Origin of the sequence: Paraburkholderia sp. A1RI-2L (assembly GCF_048957375.1) — a bacterium.
Taxonomy (GTDB): domain Bacteria; phylum Pseudomonadota; class Gammaproteobacteria; order Burkholderiales; family Burkholderiaceae; genus Paraburkholderia.
This window is the reverse complement of the sequence record NZ_JARBTA010000002.1, coordinates 832,901-854,379: the sequence shown is the minus strand read 5'-3', so window position 1 is coordinate 854,379 and position 21,479 is coordinate 832,901. Positions and strand designations below refer to the sequence as shown.

General features: G+C 66.5%; 21 protein-coding genes and 2 pseudogenes. 13 read left to right on the top strand and 10 right to left on the bottom strand.

The features are described from left to right. Positions 1-343 precede the first annotated feature (343 nt). Positions 344-1,144 (top strand): class I SAM-dependent methyltransferase, encoded by an 801-nt coding sequence (locus PWP93_RS18725; RefSeq protein WP_421045474.1) that lies wholly within the window; start codon positions 344-346, stop codon positions 1,142-1,144. Between the two features lie 82 nt (positions 1,145-1,226). Next, positions 1,227-1,538, top strand: coding sequence for a thioredoxin family protein (locus tag PWP93_RS18720; protein WP_421045473.1), 312 nt, complete (start codon positions 1,227-1,229; stop codon positions 1,536-1,538). Between the two features lie 54 nt (positions 1,539-1,592). On the opposite strand, the gene hpaR is transcribed toward PWP93_RS18720, so the two are convergent. Then, a complete protein-coding gene (gene hpaR / locus PWP93_RS18715; RefSeq protein ID WP_421046114.1) occupies positions 1,593-1,988 on the bottom strand; it encodes a homoprotocatechuate degradation operon regulator HpaR in 396 nt (131 codons plus the stop codon). A gap of 172 nt (positions 1,989-2,160) precedes the next feature. Here hpaR and PWP93_RS18710 point away from each other — a divergent pair, with 172 nt between their 5' ends. From PWP93_RS18710 to PWP93_RS18675, 8 genes are read left to right on the top strand one after another with little or no spacing between them, the layout of a single operon-like run. Next, positions 2,161-2,943 carry a fumarylacetoacetate hydrolase family protein gene (locus PWP93_RS18710; RefSeq protein ID WP_421045472.1) on the top strand — a complete coding sequence of 261 codons (783 nt, stop codon included), beginning with the start codon at positions 2,161-2,163 and terminating at the stop codon, positions 2,941-2,943. Beyond that, positions 2,940-3,719, top strand: a complete 780-nt coding sequence (locus PWP93_RS18705; RefSeq protein ID WP_421045471.1) for a fumarylacetoacetate hydrolase family protein — start codon at positions 2,940-2,942, stop codon at positions 3,717-3,719. Before PWP93_RS18710 ends, PWP93_RS18705 begins: the two co-directional genes overlap by 4 nt. A gap of 11 nt (positions 3,720-3,730) precedes the next feature. Then, positions 3,731-5,188, top strand: a complete 1,458-nt coding sequence (hpaE, locus tag PWP93_RS18700) for a 5-carboxymethyl-2-hydroxymuconate semialdehyde dehydrogenase (protein ID WP_421045470.1) — start codon at positions 3,731-3,733, stop codon at positions 5,186-5,188. A gap of 14 nt (positions 5,189-5,202) precedes the next feature. Next, a complete protein-coding gene (gene hpaD / locus PWP93_RS18695) occupies positions 5,203-6,066 on the top strand; it encodes a 3,4-dihydroxyphenylacetate 2,3-dioxygenase (protein ID WP_421045469.1) in 864 nt (287 codons plus the stop codon). 18 nt (positions 6,067-6,084) lie between these two features. Then, positions 6,085-6,486, top strand: a complete 402-nt coding sequence (locus tag PWP93_RS18690) for a 5-carboxymethyl-2-hydroxymuconate Delta-isomerase (protein WP_421045468.1) — start codon at positions 6,085-6,087, stop codon at positions 6,484-6,486. Between the two features lie 30 nt (positions 6,487-6,516). Continuing rightward, positions 6,517-7,320: a 2-oxo-hept-4-ene-1,7-dioate hydratase gene (gene hpaH / locus PWP93_RS18685; RefSeq protein WP_421045467.1), complete on the top strand. Its 804-nt coding sequence runs from the start codon at positions 6,517-6,519 to the stop codon at positions 7,318-7,320. A 39-nt stretch (positions 7,321-7,359) separates the two neighbouring features. Further along, entirely contained in the window at positions 7,360-8,133 is a 774-nt protein-coding gene (locus PWP93_RS18680) for a class II aldolase/adducin family protein (RefSeq protein ID WP_421045466.1), read from the top strand. A 3-nt stretch (positions 8,134-8,136) separates the two neighbouring features. Continuing rightward, entirely contained in the window at positions 8,137-9,153 is a 1,017-nt protein-coding gene (locus PWP93_RS18675; protein WP_421045465.1) for a 2-dehydropantoate 2-reductase, read from the top strand. A 10-nt stretch (positions 9,154-9,163) separates the two neighbouring features. Here PWP93_RS18675 and PWP93_RS18670 read toward each other — a convergent pair whose 3' ends face one another. Both PWP93_RS18670 and PWP93_RS18665 read right to left on the bottom strand, forming a co-directional pair. Then, a complete protein-coding gene (locus PWP93_RS18670) occupies positions 9,164-9,391 on the bottom strand; it encodes a hypothetical protein (protein ID WP_421045464.1) in 228 nt (75 codons plus the stop codon). 237 nt (positions 9,392-9,628) lie between these two features. Further along, complete coding sequence (locus PWP93_RS18665) at positions 9,629-10,027, bottom strand: hypothetical protein (protein WP_421045463.1); 399 nt, start codon at positions 10,025-10,027, stop codon at positions 9,629-9,631. Positions 10,028-10,126: 99 nt separating this feature from the next. Here PWP93_RS18665 and PWP93_RS18660 point away from each other — a divergent pair, with 99 nt between their 5' ends. Continuing rightward, positions 10,127-12,472 (top strand): mechanosensitive ion channel family protein, encoded by a 2,346-nt coding sequence (locus PWP93_RS18660; protein WP_421045462.1) that lies wholly within the window; start codon positions 10,127-10,129, stop codon positions 12,470-12,472. 522 nt (positions 12,473-12,994) lie between these two features. Continuing rightward, positions 12,995-13,393 (top strand): VOC family protein, encoded by a 399-nt coding sequence (locus tag PWP93_RS18655; RefSeq protein ID WP_421045461.1) that lies wholly within the window; start codon positions 12,995-12,997, stop codon positions 13,391-13,393. Positions 13,394-13,852: 459 nt separating this feature from the next. Here PWP93_RS18655 and PWP93_RS18650 read toward each other — a convergent pair whose 3' ends face one another. The 7 genes and pseudogenes from PWP93_RS18650 to PWP93_RS18620 form a co-directional block, all read right to left on the bottom strand. Beyond that, positions 13,853-15,187: an AAA-associated domain-containing protein gene (locus PWP93_RS18650; protein ID WP_421045460.1), complete on the bottom strand. Its 1,335-nt coding sequence runs from the start codon at positions 15,185-15,187 to the stop codon at positions 13,853-13,855. A 13-nt stretch (positions 15,188-15,200) separates the two neighbouring features. Next, a pseudogene (locus tag PWP93_RS18645) lies at positions 15,201-16,994 on the bottom strand (ABC transporter permease); the annotation flags it as partial. Positions 16,995-17,837: 843 nt separating this feature from the next. Then, positions 17,838-18,293, bottom strand: coding sequence for a hypothetical protein (locus PWP93_RS18640; RefSeq protein ID WP_421026317.1), 456 nt, complete (start codon positions 18,291-18,293; stop codon positions 17,838-17,840). Positions 18,294-18,505: 212 nt separating this feature from the next. Further along, positions 18,506-18,958 carry a zinc-finger-containing protein gene (locus PWP93_RS18635; protein ID WP_421026316.1) on the bottom strand — a complete coding sequence of 151 codons (453 nt, stop codon included), beginning with the start codon at positions 18,956-18,958 and terminating at the stop codon, positions 18,506-18,508. Positions 18,959-19,188: 230 nt separating this feature from the next. Then, complete coding sequence (locus tag PWP93_RS18630) at positions 19,189-19,587, bottom strand: winged helix-turn-helix domain-containing protein (protein ID WP_421045459.1); 399 nt, start codon at positions 19,585-19,587, stop codon at positions 19,189-19,191. 46 nt (positions 19,588-19,633) lie between these two features. Continuing rightward, a pseudogene (locus PWP93_RS18625) lies at positions 19,634-19,914 on the bottom strand (nitrogen fixation protein NifQ); the annotation flags it as partial. Positions 19,915-19,970: 56 nt separating this feature from the next. Further along, positions 19,971-20,399, bottom strand: a complete 429-nt coding sequence (locus PWP93_RS18620; RefSeq protein ID WP_421045458.1) for a TOBE domain-containing protein — start codon at positions 20,397-20,399, stop codon at positions 19,971-19,973. A 228-nt stretch (positions 20,400-20,627) separates the two neighbouring features. Between PWP93_RS18620 and PWP93_RS18615 the strand changes: the two genes are divergently transcribed. Continuing rightward, the gene (locus tag PWP93_RS18615) at positions 20,628-21,479 is read left to right on the top strand and encodes an extracellular solute-binding protein (protein ID WP_421046113.1); all 852 of its coding nucleotides are present in this window, start codon (positions 20,628-20,630) and stop codon (positions 21,477-21,479) included.

The following is a 21,479-nucleotide window of genomic DNA, read 5'->3' as shown; positions in this document are numbered from 1 at the left end:
CGGTTGCGTGCGAGCCGGCTTCCGGAACATCCCGGAAACGCTCACCCTTGTGCAATGGAGACGCATTCGAGCGCGGGTTTCAGCGCTCGGCAACGCCAGGCGACACACCCGCGTATCCGGCGCTTCGTTGCACATTCCCCCCTTGTTTCAGGGCACTTTCTCTGTGGTGACATGATGGAAACACGACGCGCACGGAACCTGGACGGTGCGCTCGCGCGCAGCGTTTCGCTCACTCCTGAAAATACTCACCTTTGCGGCAAACGCATGCTCGTTCGCCTTGACGCGCCCCTCGCACATCCCCAGACTGAGCGAGTCCGCCGCGAACCCGATCATCCAAGAGCCCATGAACCCGGTCACGCCCTTCATTCCCGAACGCTTTCACAACGCCGCGCCGCATTACCTGAGCGGCCGCCCCGCGTACTCGCCGGCACTGATTCGCCGCGTCGCGCAGCGCGCCGGCCTGGACGGCACGCAGCGCCTGCTCGACCTCGGCTGCGGCCCCGGCCAGCTCTCGCTCGCCTTCGCAAGCTGGGTGAGCAGCGCCGTGGCGATCGACCCCGAGCCCGCCATGCTCGACGTAGCCGCGCAACTCGGCGCGGGCATTGCGCCGAACATCGAGTACCGCCGCGGCAGTTCGTTTGAGCTCTCGCCCGCACTCGGCACCTTCGATCTGGCGGTGATCGGGCGCGCGTTTCACTGGATGGATCGCGTGGACACGCTCGCGCGGCTCGACGCGATCCTCAGCGAGCGCGGCGCCGTCACGCTCTTCAACACCACGCATCTCGACGACCCGCAGCGCCCCTGGGCCGCGCACTATCGTGACCTGCTCGACCGTTACGCCAATACCGATCCCGCGCGCGAAATGCGCCGCTCGCCGAACTGGGAGAGTCACACCGACGTGCTCGCGCGCTCGGCGTTCGCCGCCATCGAGCGCATTTCGGTGATCGAGTACCGGCGCGTGAGCGCAGAGCAGTTGAAGGCGCGCCCGCTCTCGATGTCGAGCCTCGCGCGCGAGCGCCTCGGCGATCAGCTCGACACGCTGCTCGCCGAAATCGACGCCATCGCCGCCGCGCATGGCGACGATGGCTGGCTCATCGAGCGCATCGAGTCGACCGCGACGATTGCCACGCGCGCGCTCGCCTGAGCGGCGCACGGCGCCATGCGGCGCCGCCAGCGCGCGGTGGCCGCCTGCGGTATCGTATGACGTCGACTTGAAAGGAGATCCAATGAGCTACGCCACCAAAGCCCCGGCCCGCCAGGAAATCGATGCGCTGAGCGGTCTCGCCGTGCTCGAATTCGGCACCGACTGGTGCGGGTATTGCCAGGGCGCGCAGCCCGTGATTGGCGATGCGTTCGCGAAGCGCCCGGGCGTGCGTCGCATCAAGGTGGAAGACGGTCCGGGCCGCCCACTCGGCCGATCGTTTCGCGTGAAGCTGTGGCCCACGCTGATCTTCCTGCGCGACGGCGCAGAAGTCGCGCGCGTGGTGCGCCCTGGCGCGGCGGCCGAACTCGATGCGGCGTTCGCGGCGCTGGGCTGAGCGCACACCTTTTCAGAGCCGGCGCTAGAGCATTGTCAGGCGCCCCGCGCGCATTCACTCGAGCCCGGCCAGCAAATCGTCGATGGCCCGATATACACGCCCCACGACCTCCGGCCCCACCTCCGCTTCCAGCGTCTTGTAGCGCGCCTCCAGATCCTTCGAAATCGCCTTCACGAGCTGGTGACTCTTCTTCGTGAGCTTCACGAGCACGCGCCGCTGGTCGTCGGCAAAGCGCTCCTTCGTCACGAGGCCCAGCGCCTCCATGCGCGCAAGCACGCCCGCCATGCTCGGGCTCGAAATCGTGCACAAATCGGAGATCTGACGCGGCTCCAGCGGCCCGCTCTCGTTGAGCGCGCGAATCACGCGCCACTGCTGCTCCGTGAGCCCATGCGCCGTGATCAACGGACGAAAGCGCTCCATCATCTTTTCGCGCGCGCGCAGCAGCAGCATGGGCAGATTGCGGTGCGCGACGCGCGCGGACATGCGGGAGGAATCGGACATGGTGGCTTGGTTCACTTCATTCCAGGGGAAACCCGCGAAATCTTCGTCGATGGTTGACGCTCGATCATAGCAAGCGCAGACTCACTTACATATTAGTATTTTCGGGAACACGAGTCACGACATGTTTTCACTGGCCGACCACCTGCTGCATCTCGAAGGCGAGGCGCTGCCGCGCGACGTGAGCGCAAGTGCGGCGCGCGCGCTGCTGGCCGGTGGCGCCCGCTGCCGCGCCCCCATTCCCGGCGCCGTGTACGGCACGCTGCTCAACGACAGCGCCGCGCTGGAAGCCCTGGGCGACGCCATGAACGCCGCGCCCTACAAGGCGCCGCCGCGCGCGCCCATCCTCTATCTCAAGCCGCGCAATACCCTCGCCGGCCATGGCGCGCGCGTGAGCGTGCCGGACGCGCAAGGCGTGCAGGTTGGCGCGTCGCTGGGCATCGTGATCGGCCGGACCGCCACGCGCGTCGCGCCGGGCGAAGCGCTCGATTACATCGCGGGCTATGCGCTGGTCGCCGACCTCAGTGTGCCGCACGAGAGCGTCTATCGCCCGTCCGTGCGCTTTCGTGCTCGCGACGGCTTCTGCGTGATCGGCCCGACGGTGCAGGCGCGCAGGCATGTCCCCGATCCGGACCGGCTCGCGATCCACGTCGATGTCGAGGGCACGCCGCGCTTCAGCGCAAATACGTCCACCTGCGTGCGCGGCGTCGCGCGATTGCTCGCGGACGTCACCGATTTCATGACGCTCTCGCCTGGCGACGTGCTCACGCTCGGCGTGCCGCATGGCGCGCCCGTCGTGCATTCAGGTGCGCGCGCAACCATTTCCATTGCGGACTGGCCCGCCCTTGCCATCGAATTCATTGTGCCAACTGCGGCGTCGACTGCGGCGCAAGGAGCCGCAGCATGATGCGAGGACGCGTTGCCTACGCAGGCGCCATCCACGAAGCGAGACCCGAAGGTCCGCTGGAAAATGCGCGCGTGCGCCTGGCCGATGGCCGCGTGCGTGAAGAGCATGAAGTGGTCTGGCTCGCGCCGTTCGAGCCAGGCACGATCTTCGCGCTGGGCCTGAACTACGCCGAGCACGCCAAAGAGCTGCAATTCACGAAGCAGGACGAGCCGCTCGTGTTCCTCAAGGGGCCGGGCAGCGTGATCGGGCATCGCGGCGTCACGCGCCGCCCCGCCGATGTCGCCTTCATGCACTACGAATGCGAGCTCGCAGTGGTGATCGGCCGCACGGCGCAGGACGTGAAGTGCGAAGACGCGATGCAGTACGTCGCCGGCTACACCATCGCCAACGATTACGCGATCCGCGATTATCTGGAGAACTACTATCGCCCGAACCTGCGCGTGAAAAATCGCGACGGCGGCACCGTGCTCGGGCCATGGTTCGTCGATGCCGCCGATATCGCCGACGTCAACGCGCTCGAACTGCGCACGTACGTGAACGGCGAATTGAAGCAGCGCGGCAACACGCGCGACCTCGTCACCGGCATCGCCGAGCTGATTGAGTATTTGAGCGGCTTCATGACGCTCGCGCCCGGCGACGTGATTCTCACGGGCACGCCCGAAGGCGTCGTCAACGTGAATGCCGGCGACGAAGTGATTTGCGAAGTCGACGGCCTCGGCCGTCTTGTCAATACGATCGCGTCCAACGCCGAGTTCGGCCGCGCTTCCACGCAGTAAGCGAGAACCCCATGCGCATCGAACACCTGATCGACGGCCGCGCCCATGCGGGGCGCGACTACTTCGAGACCGTGAATCCCGCGAACCAGCAGGTGCTCGCGGAAGTCGCGCGCGGCGGCGCGGAGGAAATCGACCTTGCCGTGCGCGCCGCGAAAAATGCCTTTCCTGCGTGGGCCGCAAAGCCGGCGGCGGAGCGCGCGAAATGCGTGCGCAAACTGGGTGAGCTGATTGCGAAGAACGTGCCCGAGATCGCGCAAACGGAAACGCAGGACACCGGACAGACTATTTCGCAAACGGGCAAGCAGCTCGTGCCGCGCGCCGCCGACAACTTCACCTACTTCGCCGAAATGTGCACGGCGGTGGACGGCCATACCTACCCCACCAGCACGCACCTGAACTACACGCTGTTTCATCCCGTGGGCGTATGCGCGCTCATCTCGCCCTGGAACGTGCCGTTCATGACGGCCACGTGGAAGGTCGCGCCCTGCCTCGCGTTCGGCAACACCGCCGTGCTCAAGATGAGCGAGCTGTCGCCGCTCACCGCCGCCATGCTCGGCCAGCTTGCGCTCGAAGCGGGCATTCCATCAGGCGTGCTGAACGTCGTGCACGGCTTCGGCAAGGAAACGGGCGAGCCGCTCGTCGCGCACCCCGACGTGCGCGCCGTTTCGTTCACGGGATCGACGGCTACCGGCAACCGTATCGTGCAGACCGCGGGCCTCAAGAAGTTTTCGATGGAGCTGGGCGGCAAGTCGCCGTTCGTGATCTTCGATGACGCCGATTTCGAGCGCGCGCTCGACGCCGCCGTGTTCATGATCTTCTCGAACAACGGCGAACGCTGCACGGCGGGCTCGCGCATTCTCGTGCAGCGCTCGATCTACGCGCAGTTCGCCGCGCGCTTCGTCGAGCGCGCGAAGCGCATCGCGGTGGGCGATCCGCTCGACGAAAATACCGTGGTCGGCCCGATGATCAGCCAGGGCCATCTCGCCAAGGTGCGCAGCTATATCGAGCTCGGGCCGAAGGAAGGCGCAACGCTCGCGTGCGGCGGGCTCGATGCGCCCGCACTGCCCGACGCCCTGAAACAGGGCAATTTCGTGCAGCCCACGGTGTTCGTCGATGTCGATAACCGCATGCGCATCGCGCAGGAAGAGATCTTCGGGCCGGTTGCGTGCCTGATTCCGTTCGACGACGAAGCCGATGCCATTCGCCTCTCGAACGACATCGCCTATGGCCTGTCGAGCTACGTGTGGACCGAGAACACGGGGCGCGCGCTGCGCGTGGCCGCCGCTGTCGAAGCTGGCATGTGCTTCGTGAACAGCCAGAACGTGCGCGATCTGCGCCAGCCGTTCGGCGGCTCGAAGGCTTCGGGCGTGGGCCGCGAGGGCGGCATCTGGAGCTACGAAGTGTTTCTCGAACCGAAAAACGTGTGCGTGTCGATGGGCTCGCATCCCATTCCGCGCTGGGGCGTTTAAATAGGGAAGCCGCAATGGGCAAACTCGCGCTGGCCGCCAAGATCACCCACGTGCCGTCGATGTACCTCTCCGAGCTCGACGGGCCGCACAAGGGCTGCCGCCAGGCCGCCATCGACGGCCACCGCGAAATCGGCCGGCGCTGCCGCGAGCTCGGCGTGGACACGATCGTCGTGTTCGACGTGCACTGGCTCGTGAACAGCGAATATCACATCAACTGCGCGCCGCGTTTCGAAGGCAATTACACGAGCAACGAGCTGCCGCATTTCATCAAGAACATGCCATACGCGTACCCGGGCAATCCCGCGCTCGGCCACCTGCTTGCCGATGTCGCCAATGAAATGGGCGTAAAGAGCCGCGCGCACAGCGAGACCACGCTGGACCTCGAATACGGCACGCTCGTGCCGATGCGCTACATGAACGCCGACCAGCACTTCAAAACGGTGTCCGTCGCGGGCTGGTGCATGTGGCACGACCTCGCCACGAGCGCGCGCTTCGGCCTCGCGGTGCGCCGGGCCATCGAGGAACGCTACGACGGCACCGTCGCGATTCTCGCGAGCGGATCGCTGAGCCACCATTTCGCGAACAACGGCACGGCCGAGCAGTTCATGCACAAGGTCTGGGACCCGTTCCTCGAAGCCACGGACCGCCATGTGGTCTCGCTCTGGGAACGCGGCGACTGGACCACCTTTTGCGGAATGCTGCCGCTCTACGCCGAAAAATGCTGGGGCGAAGGCGGCATGCACGACACCGCAATGCTGCTGGGTGCGCTCGGCTGGGACCGCTACGCAGGCCGCGCCGAAGTCGTCACGCCATATTTCGGCAGTTCCGGCACCGGGCAGATCAACGCGGTTTTTCCGGTCACGCCGCTGCCCGCCTGAATTTCGAAGGAGCATCTCGTGCCGCATCTCACCCTTGAATACAGCGCCAATCTCGCCGATGAAGCAAACATCGGCGAACTGTGCGCCATGCTCGCACACGTGCTCGACTCGCAACGCGACGCGAGCGGCGCACGCGTGTACCCGCGTGGCGGCATCCGCACGCGCGCACTGCGCTGCGAGCAGTACTTCGTCGCCGATGGCGATCCGCACAACGCCTTCCTGCACGGCTGCCTGAAGATCGGCGCGGGCCGCGCGCCCGAGGTACGCCGCGCCACCGGCGATGCGCTCTTCGAAGCCATCAAGCAGCACTTTGCCGTAGCGTTCGCCGCGCACGGGCTCGCGCTTTCGCTGGAAATCGTCGAGTTCGGCGAAGAAGGCGCATGGAAGCACAACAACCTGCATGCCCGGCTCAAGACCTGAGCGCTTGCATCGCAACCATCGGGAATAGATATGCTGGATCCGCAACGCATTCGCGAGCTGGCCGCGCAGCTCGACGAAGCCGAACGCACGCGCACGCAGTTGCGCCACTTCTCACGCGCCCATCCGTCGATGACGATCGACGACGGCTACGCGATCCAGCGCGAATGGGTCAAGCTCAAGCTCGCGGCGGGCCACATGATCAAGGGCCGCAAAATCGGCCTCACGTCGCGCGCGATGCAGCGCGCCTCACAAATCGACGAGCCCGATTATGCGCCGCTGCTCGACAGCATGTTCATCGAGGCCGGCAGCGACATTCCTGCTGCGCGCTTCATCGCGCCGCGCGTGGAAGTGGAGCTCGCGTTCGTGCTGGGCCGTGCGCTGCAAGGGCCGCACGTCATGCTATTCGACGTGCTCGATGCCACCGCTTATGTCACGCCCGCGATCGAGATCATCGACGCGCGCATCGAGCAGTTCGACCGCGAAACGAAGGCGCCGCGCAAGGTGTTCGACACGATCTCGGACTTCGCCGCGAACGCGGGCGTGGTGCTGGGCGGCCGCCCGGTGAAGCCGCTCGACGTCGACCTGCGCTGGGTGGGCGCGCTGCTCTACAAGAACGGCGCAGTCGAGGAGAGCGGACTGGCCGCCGCCGTGCTCAATCATCCGGCCACCGGCGTGGCCTGGCTCGCGAACCGGATCGCGCGCCACGACGAACGCCTCGAAGCCGGCGACGTGATCCTGAGCGGCTCGTTCACCGCGCCCATTACCGCGCGCGCGGGCGACACCTTCCATGCCGACTACGGGCCGCTTGGCGGCATCGGCTTCCATTTCGTCTGATATCGTTGCCGTCGCGCCAACTCAAAACGGAGACGCCCCATGAGCGCAACCCCCGACGAAGCCGCTCGCCCCGACTGGTGCGAGCCGCAGGAATGGGCCGCACGCGTGAAGCTCGCGGCCACCTACCGCGTATTTCACCTGCTGGGCTGGACCGAGCTGATCTTCAATCACATCACGCTGCGCGTGCCTGGTCCTGCGAAGCATTTCCTGATCAATCCGTTCGGCCTCGCGTATGACGAGATCAAGGCGTCGAACCTCGTGAAGGTCGATCTGGACGGCCAGATCCTGAGCCCCGGCGAGTATCCGATCAACCCGGCCGGCTTCGTGATCCACAGCGCGATTCACGCCCATGTGGACGACGCGCATTGCGTGATGCACACGCACACCACGGCCGGCCTCGCCGTCGCGTGCATGGAAAGCGGCCTCGCATACACGAACTTCTATTCGGCGCAGTTGCACGGCATGGTGGCTTATCACGACTTCGAAGGCATCACCGTGCACGACGAAGAAAAGCCGCGGCTGTTGAAATCGATGGGCGACCGCCGCCTGCTGATCCTGCGCAATCACGGCCTGCTCGCGCATGGCACGAGCCTCGCGCACGCGTTCGTGCTGCTCTGGACGCTCAACCGCGCGTGCGAGATCCAGTGCGTCACCGACTCGATGCGCGGCCAGACCATTCCCATCGACCCGGCCATCACCGCGCGCTCCACGCGCGACGCGCTGCAGTTCTCGCCCGCGCATGGCGCAGGCGAGAACGTGCTCGCGGCGCTGATCCGGCGCGTGGAGCGCATCGACCCTTCATACAAGGAGTAAGCCGTGAATGCCCCGCAACGCACCATCACGGTAGTTGGCGCCGGCGCGATCGGCGGCCTCATTGCGGCACGGCTCGCGCGCGCGGATAACCGCGCACAGATCAACGTGCTCGCGCGCGGCGCGCATCTCGAAGCCATCCGCCGCGACGGCCTCACGATACTCGAGGAAGATTCGCGCTACACGGCCCGCGTGAACGCCACCGACAACGCCGCCGCGCTCGGCGCGCAGGACATCGTGTTCGTCTGCCTCAAGGGCCAGTCGCTGGTGCAGGCCGCCGCCTCGCTGGTGCCGCTCGTTGGACCGCACACGCATATCGTCTCCGCGATGAACGGCGTGCCGTGGTGGTTCCTCGCGGAGTTCGGCGGCGCCCACGGCGCGGGCCGCGACCGTCACCTCGAATCCGTCGATCCGGGCGGCGCAGTGTCGGCGGCGCTGCCGCCCGCGCAAGCGTCGGGCTGCGTCGTGCATATCTCGTCGTCGATTGCGGGACCCGGCGTGATCCGCAAGGGCCGCGGCAATCTGCTGATCGTGGGCGGCGCTTCGCAGCGCACGCCGGCGCACGCCAACGAAGCGTGCGCGCTGCTCGTGCAAGCGGGCTTCGAAGTCCAGGCCACCGGGCAGATCCAGCATGAAATCTGGGCCAAGCTCTGGGGCAACATGACGATGAACCCCATCAGCGCGCTCACGCGTTCGAGCGCCGACGTGATCCTCGACGACCCGCTGACGGCGACCCTCGTGAAAGCAGTCATGGCCGAAGCCCGCGCGATAGGCGAGGCGTTCGGCATCGGCCTTGCCATGAGCATCGACGAGCGCAATGCCATCACGCGCAAGCTGGGCGCGTTCAAGACTTCCATGCTGCAAGACGTGGAAGCCGGCCGCACGCTCGAAGTGGAAGCGCTGCTGGGCGCGCCCTATGAACTCGCGCAGCGCGCGGGGGTGGCCGCGCCGGCGCTCGGCATGCTTTACGGCCTCGCGCGCCAGCTCGATGCAAATCTGGAAGCGGCGCGCCGGGCCGCTTAGAACGCCGCCCTCAATCCTCCAGCGGCTTGCCGGTGAGGTCGCGAATGAATGGCAGCGTGAGGCACGAAAGCGCCACGCACACCATCACGTACCAGGCGGGCGCGTGCAGGTCGCCCGTGAGCTTGATGAGCCAGGTGGCAATGGCCTGCGCGAAGCCGCCGAAGATCGCCACGCCCACGCTATAGACGATGGCCATGCCCGTCGCGCGCACCGCACGCGGGAACATCTCGGGCAGCATCGCAGTCGCCGTCGGCTCGCTGGATTGGCTGTTAGTTGCAATATCATGAATTAGCAGAACATCATCAGCAATCCGTATCGTGCAGGCGCGGCTCCTTCGGCTGGCGCGCGAAGCAGGAAAAGCGCAAGCCTTGGCGCGCGTCGACGCCCGTGTCCTAAATCAGCGTTGATTGATGCCGGCACAACGGGTGCGCGCTGCGCGCCTGAAACGCTGCCGCACGGCGCATACTTTGGGCTCTCACGCCGCGTGTGCCGTCGCGTCCATGACCTGCCCCGCGAAATCGGGGCACGAGACTTGCGCACGCACGGCGATCACGATTCGATATCGCTTTCCTCCCATGCCCAGGATGTCTCTTTCTTCCCGCTTACAGTCGCGTGCCGCGCAATGCCGCAACACGCTGATTGCCGCCTTCGCCTGCATGTTGCTGCTTGCCCTGCCCGGCGCCGCGCCGTGCAGCGCGGCGGCGCCCGCCACCGCCTCGCCAGCGAACCCCGCCGCGCCCGTCGTGCTGACGCCCGCGCAGGCGAACGCGGCCTTGCGAGTGCTCGACGATCCGGTCCAGCGTGCGCACGTGACGGACACGCTGCGCGCGATCGCCGCCGCGGGCGCGCTCGCCACGCCAGCCTCGGCCGCCACGGCGGCTCCAGCGGGCGCCAACGCCGCCGCAGCGGCATCGGCGGCCAGCGCACCGCGGCGTCCGCGCCGCTCGCGAACGCGTTGCGCTCGAATGGCCTCGTGCTGCAAATCGCCGACGGTGCCGCGCGCGGCGTGCAGGCCGTCGGCCAGCGACTGCTGCGCGCGCGCGCGGCGCTCTTCGACGTTGCGTCCGCACGCGAGTGGTGGAGCACCCGCATCGGCACGCCGCAAGGCCACGCGATGCTGCTCTCGCTGTTGCGCGTGCTGCTGCTCACGCTCGTGCCGGCGCTCGCGATCGAGGCGTTCCTGCGCCGCGCGATTGGCAAGCCGCGCCGTGCAATCGTCGAGCATGCGGCTGTCACGCAGGATGCGGACGAGGCTCGAGGCACGGACGGCAGCCCAGCGGTGGAGTCGAATGCCGCAGATGCGCCCGATACAAAGGATTCCTCATCTTCAGCGTCTGAAGCAGCCGGCGTGGAGCCGGCAAAAACCGATCAGGCCACCCTGCGTGCCGCTGCCGGCATGGCGCCCGCCGCCACGCCCCCTCACACTGACACCAGCCTCGACGAGCACGCCAGCGCAAGAGCCAGCGCCCTCACCGCCGAGGCCGACAACGCCTCCGGGCAGCGCATCGCCTCGCTCGCGCGCGAAGCGCGTCACCGCATCCGCGGCGCGCAGCACTGGCGCCTGCTCAAGCGCCTGCCCTGGACGCTGCTCGTTGCCCTGCTCGAACTCGTGCCCGTAATCGCATTCGGGCTGTGCGCCGCCGGCGTGCTCTCGCTGCTGAGCCCCGCGGACGCCGCACCCGCCGCCGCCGTCGGCCAGGTCGTCGACACGTGGGTGGTCTGCCGTATCATCGTCGCCATCGGCAACATGCTCTTTGCGCCCGACGCCGACGCCCTGCGGCTCATGCCGCTCTCCGGCACCTGGGCCACATTCGCGCAGCGCTGGGTCGAGCGCATCGTCGTGATCGGCGGCGTGGGCGGCGCGCTCGGGGGCGCGGTGCCGCTCGGCATGACCGAGGACACGCATCTCGCCCTGCTCAAGCTCGTCATCCTGTTCGCGCACGTCGCGCTCGCCGTGGCCATTCTGCAATGCCGCCAGCCGGTGGCCGCGGCCATCCGCAAGTCGGCCGCCGAACGCAGATCGTTCGCGTATCTGGTGCACTGGTTCGCCGACATCTGGGCCGCTGCGGCCGTCTTCGTCGTCATGGCGCTGTGGTTCGTCTGGGCGCTCGACCTGCGCGGCGGCTACCGCGAGCTCGTGCGCGCCGGCGGCATCTCGCTCGCCGTGCTGCTCGCCGCGCGCATGGTGGCCATCGTCACGCTCGGCGCGCTCGGCCGGATGTTCGACCCGAGCGGCAACGGCAAGAACATGACGATCGCGCAGCGCCGCGCGTATCGCTACTACCCGGCGCTGCGGCGCATCGTGGTCACCGTGCTGTGGATCGTCACGCTCGACATCCTGATGCGCGTATGGGGCCTGCATCCGGGCCGCCTCATCGCGAACGCGTCCATCGGGCACCTGATCGGCTCCGCGTTGCTGACGATCGCCATCGCCGTCGCCGTGGCCATCGTGATCTGGGAAGCCGCGAACGGCGCAGCCGAGCGGCGCCTGAACGCGTGGACCGATGCCGGCGACTTCGTGCGCGCCGCGCGCCTGCGCACGCTGCTGCCGATGTTCCGCACCACGCTGTTCGTCGCGATCCTCGTGGTGGTCGGACTCACGGCGCTCTCGCAGCTCGGCGTGAACACCGCGCCATTGATTGCGGGCGCAAGCATCTTCGGCGTGGCGCTCGGCTTCGGCTCGCAAAAGCTCGTGCAGGACTTCATCACGGGCATCTTCCTGCTCACCGAGAACGCCATGCAGGTGGGCGACTGGGTCACGGTCGCGGGCGTTTCGGGCACCGTCGAATTTCTCTCGATCCGCACGGTGCGCCTGCGCGGCGGCGACGGCTCGCTCTACACCGTGCCGTTCAGCTCGGTGACGACGGTGAACAACACGAACCGCGGCATCGGCAATGCGGCGGTGAAGGTGTTGATCGCGCATGGCGCGGACCTGCAGCGCGCCATCGATACGCTCAAGGAAATCGGCGCGGAGATCCGCAACGACGAGGCGTACAAGAAGGGCATCCTCGGCGACTTCGCGTACTGGGGCGTGGATCAGGTGGATGGCGCGAGCGTGACGCTGGTGGGGCAGATGCAGTGCAAGGACTCGGCGAGATGGGGCGTGCAGCGCGAGTTCAACCGGCGCGTGCTGGCGCGCTTCACGGAGCGTGGCATCGAGCTGGCGAATCCGCAGCGCAGTTTTTTGATTGGGCGCGCGAGTGGAAGCGATGTGGAAGGGCGCATGTACGGCGATGACCGGCGTGCATCGGGGGATGATGATGACGATGGCGGCACGGCGCGCCGCCCGCGCAATGAAGCGCGTGGCAAGCCGAATTGAAGCCGGGGTCGGTGCGCGGCTCGCGTGAGCCGGTCTCACCTTCGTAGTGCTTCGCAGGCGTTCCCGAAAATGCTCACCTCTAGCGGCGCCGGGCCGTTGCCGCGCGTCCCGCTCGCGGCGGAGTTTTCAGTCCAATCAATGACCTACGTGTGGCGTGAAGCGGCCAGGCAGTCGCTTCGTCACCGCTCCCGAAGAAGCTCACCTTTGCATGAATACGGTCGGGAGAGCTTCGCGGCTCGTTCGTACCGAACATGAATCGGCGGTCCCGTCCGTCCCTTCGGAACGTGAGCCCAACTATGGCCGTCGTAGTGGTAGAAGCTGCACTTGCCGCAATTTTCGTCGACCGTGAGAATAGAAACCGCTTTCCATCCTGCTTGAAACCATAGGTGCCGGCGAGGCTTGCGTGCTGTTACCGCAGCACACCTCATCGCGACGAGCCGAATCAGCGTTGCGCCAATAAACGCTGTAACCGCACATGCAAAGACTGGATCGCGGCAGGACTTCCGAACAGGAATCGACAATATGATTTCGCATGTCTACGTAGGCGTTAACGACTTTGAACGCGCCTTCCAGTTCTACTCACTCGTCATGCGCGAGCTGGGACACAAGCTGAAGTTTTGCGAGGCCGATAAACCGTGGGCAGGCTGGATGGCCGAGGGCGCGCCGCGCCCCCTCTTTCTTATCGGCAGCCCCTACGACGGCAACCCCGCCGAATGCGGCAACGGCCAGATGGTCGCGTTGCTTGCACCGGATCGCCGCTCGGTCGACAACGCATACGCCAGCGCGATGGCTCACGGGGCTGCCAGCGAAGGCGCTCCCGGCTTGCGGGTCCACTACCACCCCAATTATTACGGTGCATACTTTCGGGATCCGGAAGGCAACAAGATCTGCGTGTGTTGCCACGATACCGTAGCCCAGTAGATTTCTTTGTGAACCCGCGCCTCCCTCCCCCTTTGCCGCCCGAATGGCCCTTCCCGCCGAGTCGCGATGTCACTGGCCGGACCTTCGGCGATCTGGTCGCGCTTCGATATCTCGGCGCCGGTGCATGGCTCTGGAAGTGCCGTTGCGGCGACTACGTGAGCGCTGCGCTGGATGCGGTGGAGCGCGGCCAGACGCGGGATTGCGGCTGCCGCGAGCAGCGCCGCGTGTGGCGATCCCGGCCGGGCTCGCGGGCGCTGCGGGGCGGTGAGGTATTCGGCCAGTTGACGACGGATCGCTATCTCGGCGACGGCCTGTGGCTTTGCCGGTGCGAATGCGGGGGTGAAGTGAGAGTGAGCGCCGGGCGCCTGCGCCTGGGTCAGGCGCGTTCGTGCGGCCGCTGCTTTGGCGCTTCGACCGGCTGAGCGGCGCGGTTCGCTCAGCCGGCATGACCAGCGATGATCAAGCCTCGACATCCTCGAGACTGAAAATCTCCGACTGATCGTTATACGAAAAGATCTCGCCGTAACGACCCCAGTCGATCACCGTATCGAGCGTCTCTTCCGCCGCCACGTCGGAGAGAAAGTCTTCGAGCTCCTGCTCGAAGCGCACGCGCGGGGCACGATGCCCCGGACGCTCGTTGAGCACCTTCTTGATACGCGCCGCGAGCGGCACATTGCGCAGCAGATGGTCGGCGAACATCAGCTTGCGCGCCTGCGTGCCCATCTCCGCGAACACGCGTGCGGGCGGCGTGAGCAGCAGATCGCCGTCGCGCACGTCGGCGAAACCCAGCTGTTGCAGCACCTCCGCGATCGGGAACAGGTCGTCCACTTCGAGATGCAGCGAGCGCGCGATTTCGGGCATGTCGGCGCGGCCGTGATAAGGCGCCGCCGCCAGCGTCTCGATCAAGCCCGCCATCAGGTTCGTGGAAACGTCCGGCAAACGGCTGCCCACTTCCAGGCGCCGCTGCGAGGCCTCGGCGGCTTCGCGCGCGGTCATCTTCGCGTAGATCTCGTCGACGAGCTTGCGGAACGCCGGGTCCAGGCGGTTGCGCGGGTGCTTGAACGGCACCTTGATCTCGGCCACCACGCGCCCCGGATTCGACGACAACACCAGAATGCGGTCGCACATGAACACCGCTTCCTCGATGTTGTGCGTGACGATCAGCATCGATTTGATCGGCATGCGGCCTTGCGTCCACAGGTCGAGCAAATCGGTGCGCAGCGTTTCGGCGGTCAGCACGTCGAGCGCGGAGAACGGCTCGTCCATCAGCAGCAGCGCCGGGTCCACCACCAGTGCGCGCGCGAAGCCCACGCGCTGGCGCATGCCGCCCGAAAGCTCGCGCGGGTAGGCATTTTCGAAGCCGTCCAGACCAATCAGGTCGATGGCGGCCAGCGCCCGCTCGCGGCGCTCGCGCGCGCCCACGCCCTGCGCTTCGAGGCCCGCTTCCACGTTCTGCAGCACCGTGAGCCACGGAAACAGCGCGAAGGTCTGGAACACCATCGAGACGCCTTCGGCCGGCCCTTCGAGCGGCTTGCCGAGCCAGTTCACTTCGCCCGATGTGGCCTCGATCAGGCCGGAAATGATACGCAAAAGCGTGGACTTGCCCGAGCCCGAGCGGCCGAGCAGCCCGACGATTTCGCCTTCGCGCAGCGTGAGATTGACGTCGTCGAGCACGAGGCGCTCGTCGTCCTTCTTCGCGAAGCCGCGCGATACGTGCTTCACGGCGAGCACTTCCTGGCCCGGCACGGGACGCATCGGCAGCAGGTCGGATGAGACGATCCTGGGATTCAGCATGATTTACTCCATCTCAATCGAGCCGCAGCCGGGACTCGGCGAACGTGTACATCGGACGCCAGAGCACGCGGTTGAACAGCGTAACGAACAGGGACATCATCGCGATGCCCAGAATGATCTTCGGGAAGTCGCCGGCTGCCGTCATCTGCGCGATATACGCGCCCAGGCCGTGCGCCTGGAGCCTGGTGTCGCCCCACTGCACGAACTCGGACACGATGCTCGCGTTCCACGCGCCGCCCGAGGCCGTGATCGCCCCCGTGACGTAGTACGGGAAGATGCCCGGCAGCATCGCCTGACGCCACCATTGCCAGCCGCGAATGCGAAAGTTCTTGGCCGCTTCCTTGTAATCGTTGGGATAAGCCGTTGCGCCCGCAATCACATTGAAGAGGATGTACCACTGCGTGCCGAGCACGATCAGCGGCGAGAGCCAGATGTCCGGGTTCAGATGGAAGCGCACGATCACGATCACGAACACCGGGAACAGCAGGTTCGCCGGGAACGCCGCGAGGAACTGCGCGAGCGGCTGCACCTTTTCGGCAAGCGCCGGACGCAGGCCGATCAGCACGCCGAGCGGCACCCAGATCACCGAGGCAATCGCGATCAGCAGCACCACGCGCAACAGCGTGATGAGGCCGAGCACGAACACATGGCCGACTTCGTCGAGCGTGACGCCGGTGCGCACGAACGCGACCACGCGCCAGACCACGTAGACCGTGAGCGCGATCACGAACACGGCCCAGATAACATCGCCGATCTTCGCGCGCAGACCTTCGCCGCGCGCCGGAGCGGGCGCCGCGATGGACGTCAGTGACGAGGTCAGCGCGGCGGGCAGCCGGAACGGCACGCGCGCGAGCGTGGCCAGCAAAAAGCCCATCGGCACGAGCGACTGATGAATCAGATGCGTGCGGCGAATCAGGTCGAGCAGCCACGACTCGGGCGCGTCGCCCGAAGAGGTGTTCTCCATGCGGAACTTGTCAGCCCACGCCACCAGCGGGCGGAACAGGAACTGGTCGTAGGCCAGGATCACCACGGTCATCGTGAGAATCACCCAGCCCACCGCGTGCAGGTTCTTCTCCGTGATCGCCTGCGCCAGGTACGCGCCGATGCCCGGCAGCGTGATCGTGTTGTTGCCCACCGTGATCGCCTCGGAGGCCACCACGAAGAACCAGCCGCCCGACATCGACATCATCATGTTCCAGATGAGACCCGGCATCGAGAACGGCACTTCGAGCTTCCAGAAACGCTGCCAGCCCGTGAGGTGAAAGCCGCGCGAGACTTCGTCCAGATCGCGCGGCACCGTGCGCAGCGACTGATAGAAGCTGAAGGTCATGTTCCACGCCTGGCTCGTGAAGATCGCGAAGATCGCCGCAAGCTCCGCGCCCAGCACGCGCGAGGGAAACAGCGCGAGAAAGAAGGTGACCGTGAACGAGATGTAGCCGAGCACCGGCACCGACTGCAGGATGTCGAGGATCGGCACCAGCACCTGGCCCGCGCGCCGGCTCTTGGCCGCGAGCGTGCCGTAGACCAGCGTGAACGCGAGCGAGGCGACCATGGCCGCGAGCATGCGCAGCGTGGTGCGCATGGCGTACTCGGGCAGGTTGGCCGGGTCGAGCGAGATCGTCTGCGTCTTGAGCGTGGCGATGGGCGCCATGGTCTCGTGAAAGCCCACCACGGCCATGGCGATCAAACAGATGATCAGCGGGAACGCCACGAAGTCCCAGCGATTGGGCAGCACGCGCCACGCCGAGGCGTTGGCCGTACGGTTCAGGTTGAATCTGAACTCCATCAGCAGCCTCCCGGGGCGAATAACAGGTTGAACTGATTCATGTCTTGAAGCACCAGCGTTTCTGGATGTTGCGGCTTGTTGCGGCCTGTTTGCTGCTATTTGGCTCTTACCCGCCCTTGCGCCCCGCAACGCGCGGCGCGCCAGTCCGGCCAGCGCGCGGCGAGTCCCGAATGGCGGCAAGGCAAAGCGGCTGGCGCGCGCTGGCGGGCGCCGATCGCATCGGCCTGGGCCGAGCACCACGCAAGTGGCGGTCCGTGCCTCGCGCCGCATCGCTGCGATGCGCGCCATGAACGGACCGTGCCGCGAGCGAGAAAGTCGCTCACGGCGCAATGTCGGCCCTGCGCGGCGCGCGATAGAAACGCGGCTGCGCCGGGTCGACGCTAATTAAAGTGCACGGAAATGGCTGCTAGACGCGCACCGTCTGCCTGGCTGGCAAGACGGCGGCTGAAAGAAAGGGAGCGCGGACGTCGTGCCGGTCAGGCAGCGAAACTATTCGAAGATCGACAACTGCTACTGTCCAAGGCGTCAGCCCCTTTTGTTAAGACGGGCGAATTTTAGTCACGCCCACTGCCGGAAGTCAACACGATTCGCGCCGCCCGTCAAATCTCGTGCCAATGCCGCCACATGGCCACTGCACGGCACTTCCGCTCGCATCGCCGCGGCGCGGGACGATGCGCTGGACACCCCTCGCTGTATCCAGCCCTGTTTGCCGGCGATACATAAGCAATTGAGGTCTCGTGGCGGCGATTCCTGTGCGGACGGACCGATTGAAACGAACCGCCCAGGCAGCTCAGGCGGGATCGGCCGGCAGCCTCGCAGATGGCCCGCAATGCGCGTGCCCATCCGAGCGCCTGGCCGCCTGTGTCAGGCTTGCTTGCGCATCGGCTGCCTGGAATCGCCCGCGCGCATGCGCTCCAGCCGCTCGCTGGCCTCGGCCAGCACCCAGAATGGCGCGCTCTGCAACTGCTGGTCGTAGATGCCGACGATCGTCCTGACCGCCTCGAACCCGGATTCATCGAGCCGCCACACGCTCTCGGCCGCGCCGCGCGCGAAGCATGCGAGGATCGCCTCGTCGGCGCAGCGGACCTGCTCGGAGGTCAGCGCGCCGTAGCCGGCGCCAGCAATCGATTGCGCGAGCACGTGCGCATGGAGGAGCGCCTGCGCGTCGTGCTGTGTGCCGCCCGCGCGCAGCGAAGCGAGCGCCAGATGCAGCTGCAGCGCGAGTTCGTCCGCGCTCGCGCGCGGCATCGGCAGCAACTCGGCCTTATGCCGCCGGGCGCGGGTGGTCTTGTGCTGTGGAAAAGGGATCGTCTTGGCCATGTCGCCCATCGGTATCGAGTCAGGTGCGTTTGCAGCTTCATTAACGGCACGCAGCGGCCAAGGTTGAGCGCCGCCGCTCAAGATCGATGTAACAGTCAGTGACAGGCCGGCGCGCGAAGCGCCGGTGGCGTGCACGCGGGCGTGCGGGCCAGCCCGTGCACGCGACGCCCTATACGAATCTGTGGTGGGAAGCCCCATCGCCTCCGCCCGCGCTAGCGCGCGTCGTCGGGCGAGCGGCGCGCGGCCATGAAGGCTTCCACGTGGCGGATGGCCGCCTCGCACTGTTCGAGTGTCAGATGGTGGATCGACGGATTCGGCAGTTCGAAGCCGAGCTCCCCGGCCACCCAGCGCAACGCGCGTCCGCGCGCCTCGAAGACGTTCACCTTGTCGCGCCGCACCTTGGCGGCGACGAGCGGCTCGAGCGCGTCGTGCAGGCGGCTCTTGGCGTCGCGCAGCGCGGCGTTGGCGAGCCGCCCGAGCGGCACGTTGCGGGTGCTGCGCGCAGGCACGCCAATCCAGGCCTCGCAGGCCGCGCAGACCCAGAGTGGGCCATGGTCGTCGCGATACGGATAGGCTTCCTCGCCGTAACGGGCGAGCAGCGCCTTTGCGCCGCAGTAGTCGCACAGCGGCTGCGGCAGCGCCTTGACGGGGCGGCCTACGCGCATGCGCGGCTCCCGCGGGCGAAATTCGATGGTTCCATAGACTTGCTTGCGATGCGGTTGGATCGCGGTTCGGTAATTGCCGGATGAACGCAAAAAACTTCAAAACGCGCCCATCGACAAAAGGATACCGGGAAACCGCCAGCGAGCGGCACCCTGGCCGGATGGCCCAGTCCGAATCGCACAGGCCGAATCGCACGGGCCGGATGGCCCAAGCCAGATGGCCGAGGTGCGGGTCAACTCTTGACGAGCTTCTTCAGCGCTTCGATCTCGGGCGCGCACACGGCAGCGGCGCGCGCCTCGATGCCGCGATAGAGCCGGATGATCTCTTCGCCCACGGGCGTGAGCGTGCTGCCTCCGCCGCTTTGTCCGCCGTGTTCGGACACGGTGGCCGGCGACGCGAGCGCGCGATTGAGCTCGTCCATGAGGAGCCACGCGCGCCGATACGACATGTTCAGGCTGCGCGCCGCAGCTGAAATCGAGCCCTGCTCGCGCACGGCCTCCAGCAGTTCCACCTTGCCTGGCCCGAGCGCGATGGTGTCGTCATGAATGACACGCATGCGAAAACGCACTTCAGGCGCGCTGCGCGGCGTTGGCGTGGCGGCCTCGATCTGATTTTTTTTCGCGGAGGTCATGGACGCCAGCATACACGATGGCCCAAGCCATGATGGCCCGCGCCGTTCAATGCCCCAAGGGAAAGCAGAAGCCAAAATCCTCGCAGCCGTGGCACCCCGGCGCAGGTCCCGGCACGCCGCCCGTGGCCCGCGCCAGTTCGCGCGCGAGCAGCTTCTTCCAGCGCAAGCCTTCGCGATTGCGCGCGACCACCTGGGGGAAAAGCGCGTGAGCATTTGCGCGACGTCGTCGCGGCCGGCGAGCCCCAGATCGCGCCACAGGTGATCGGGACGCAGGCACGCGTGCGCGAGTAGCGTGGCGAGACACTGGGCTTCGGCGGCGCCGACGTCGGGCCAGGCCCCGGTCATGTCCGCCGCCGTTGCCGAGCGCCTCGCACGTCAGCTAGTCAGGCGTCCACGCCCACGATCACGCTCGACGCCTTGAACAGCGCCGCCGCCGACTTGCCCGCCGCGAGACCGAGGCGGTCCACGCTGTCGTTCGTGACGATGGCCGCGATCTGCGCGCCGCCCGCCGACGCGATCACGACCTCTGCGTTCACCGCGCCCTTCGTGACCGAAGCGACGGTGCCCGCGACGACGTTGCGCGTGGAAACCTTGCTGGCGTCGCCGTCGACCATCACGATCACCGACGAAGCCTTCACGAGCGCAAAGGCGCTCTTGCCGGCCGCGAGACCCAGCGAAGCGGCGCTGCCGTGCGTGATGATGGCGACGATCTCGAGGCCGCCGTCGACGCGCAGCGTGACTTCGTCGTTGACTGCACCGGCCTTGACCGCGGCGATCTGGCCAGAGAAGTGATTGCGTGCGCTGGTACGCATGAAAGCCTCCATATAGATGACGAAATTGATCGACGAAAGCGCCGGCGCGAGTCCGAATGCAGGCGCCCAGTGTAGCGGCGCTGCCGGGGCATGCACAGCCGTTATCGGAACGTTGACCATCCGGCCAGGCGCATGGCGTGAAACCGTCAGTTCGTCGTAATATATGCACCTTTATAACGCTACGGGGTAGAAGAGATGATCCGCAAGCTGATCGCGGCCGTCGTGGTGATGTCCGGCGTGCTCGCCACGAGCACGGGCGCGTTCGCGGCCGACCACAGCGATGTCAACGTGCTGTACGCAGGCTCGCTCGTGAACCTGATGGAAAAGAGCGTGGGGCCGGCATTCGAGAAGGAAACGGGCCTGCATTTCAAGGGCTACGCGGGCGGCTCGAACAAGATCGCCAATGAAGTGAAAGGCAAGTTGCGCCGTGGCGACGTGTTCATCAGCGCGAGCCCGAAGGTCAACGCGAACCTCATGGGCGACTCGAACGGCAATCATGTTTCGTGGTACGTGAATTTCGCCGAGTCGCCGCTCCTGATCGGCTACAACCCGAAGAGCCGTTTCGCCGCCGACTTCAAGACGAAGAAGTGGGACGCCGTGCTGCGTGAGCCCGGCATCCGCATTGGCCGCACCGATCCCAAGCTCGACCCGAAGGGCGCATTTACGGTCGAGCTCATGACGAAGGCGGCCCAGGCGTACAACCAGCCCGACCTCGTCGAAAAGACGCTCGGCGCACCGGAGAATCCCGCTCAGGTGCTGCCGGAGGAAACGCTCGTGGGCCGTCTGCAGTCGGGCCAGCTCGACGCGGGCTTCTTTTACTCGACCGAAACGTCGGACCTGAAGATTCCGTCGATCCATCCCGCGCCCGAACTGGGGATCAAGGCGAGCTACACGCTCACGATCCTCAACGACGCGCCCAATAGCGCGGGCGCTGCGCGCTTCGTCAACTTCCTGCTGAGCGCCGAGGGCAGCAAGCTGCTCGCCGAGCACGGCGTGGATATCAAGAAGCCCACGGTCAATGGCAACGCCCAGGGCATGCCGTCGGCGGTGCAGGCCGTGATCGACGCCGCACAGCAATGA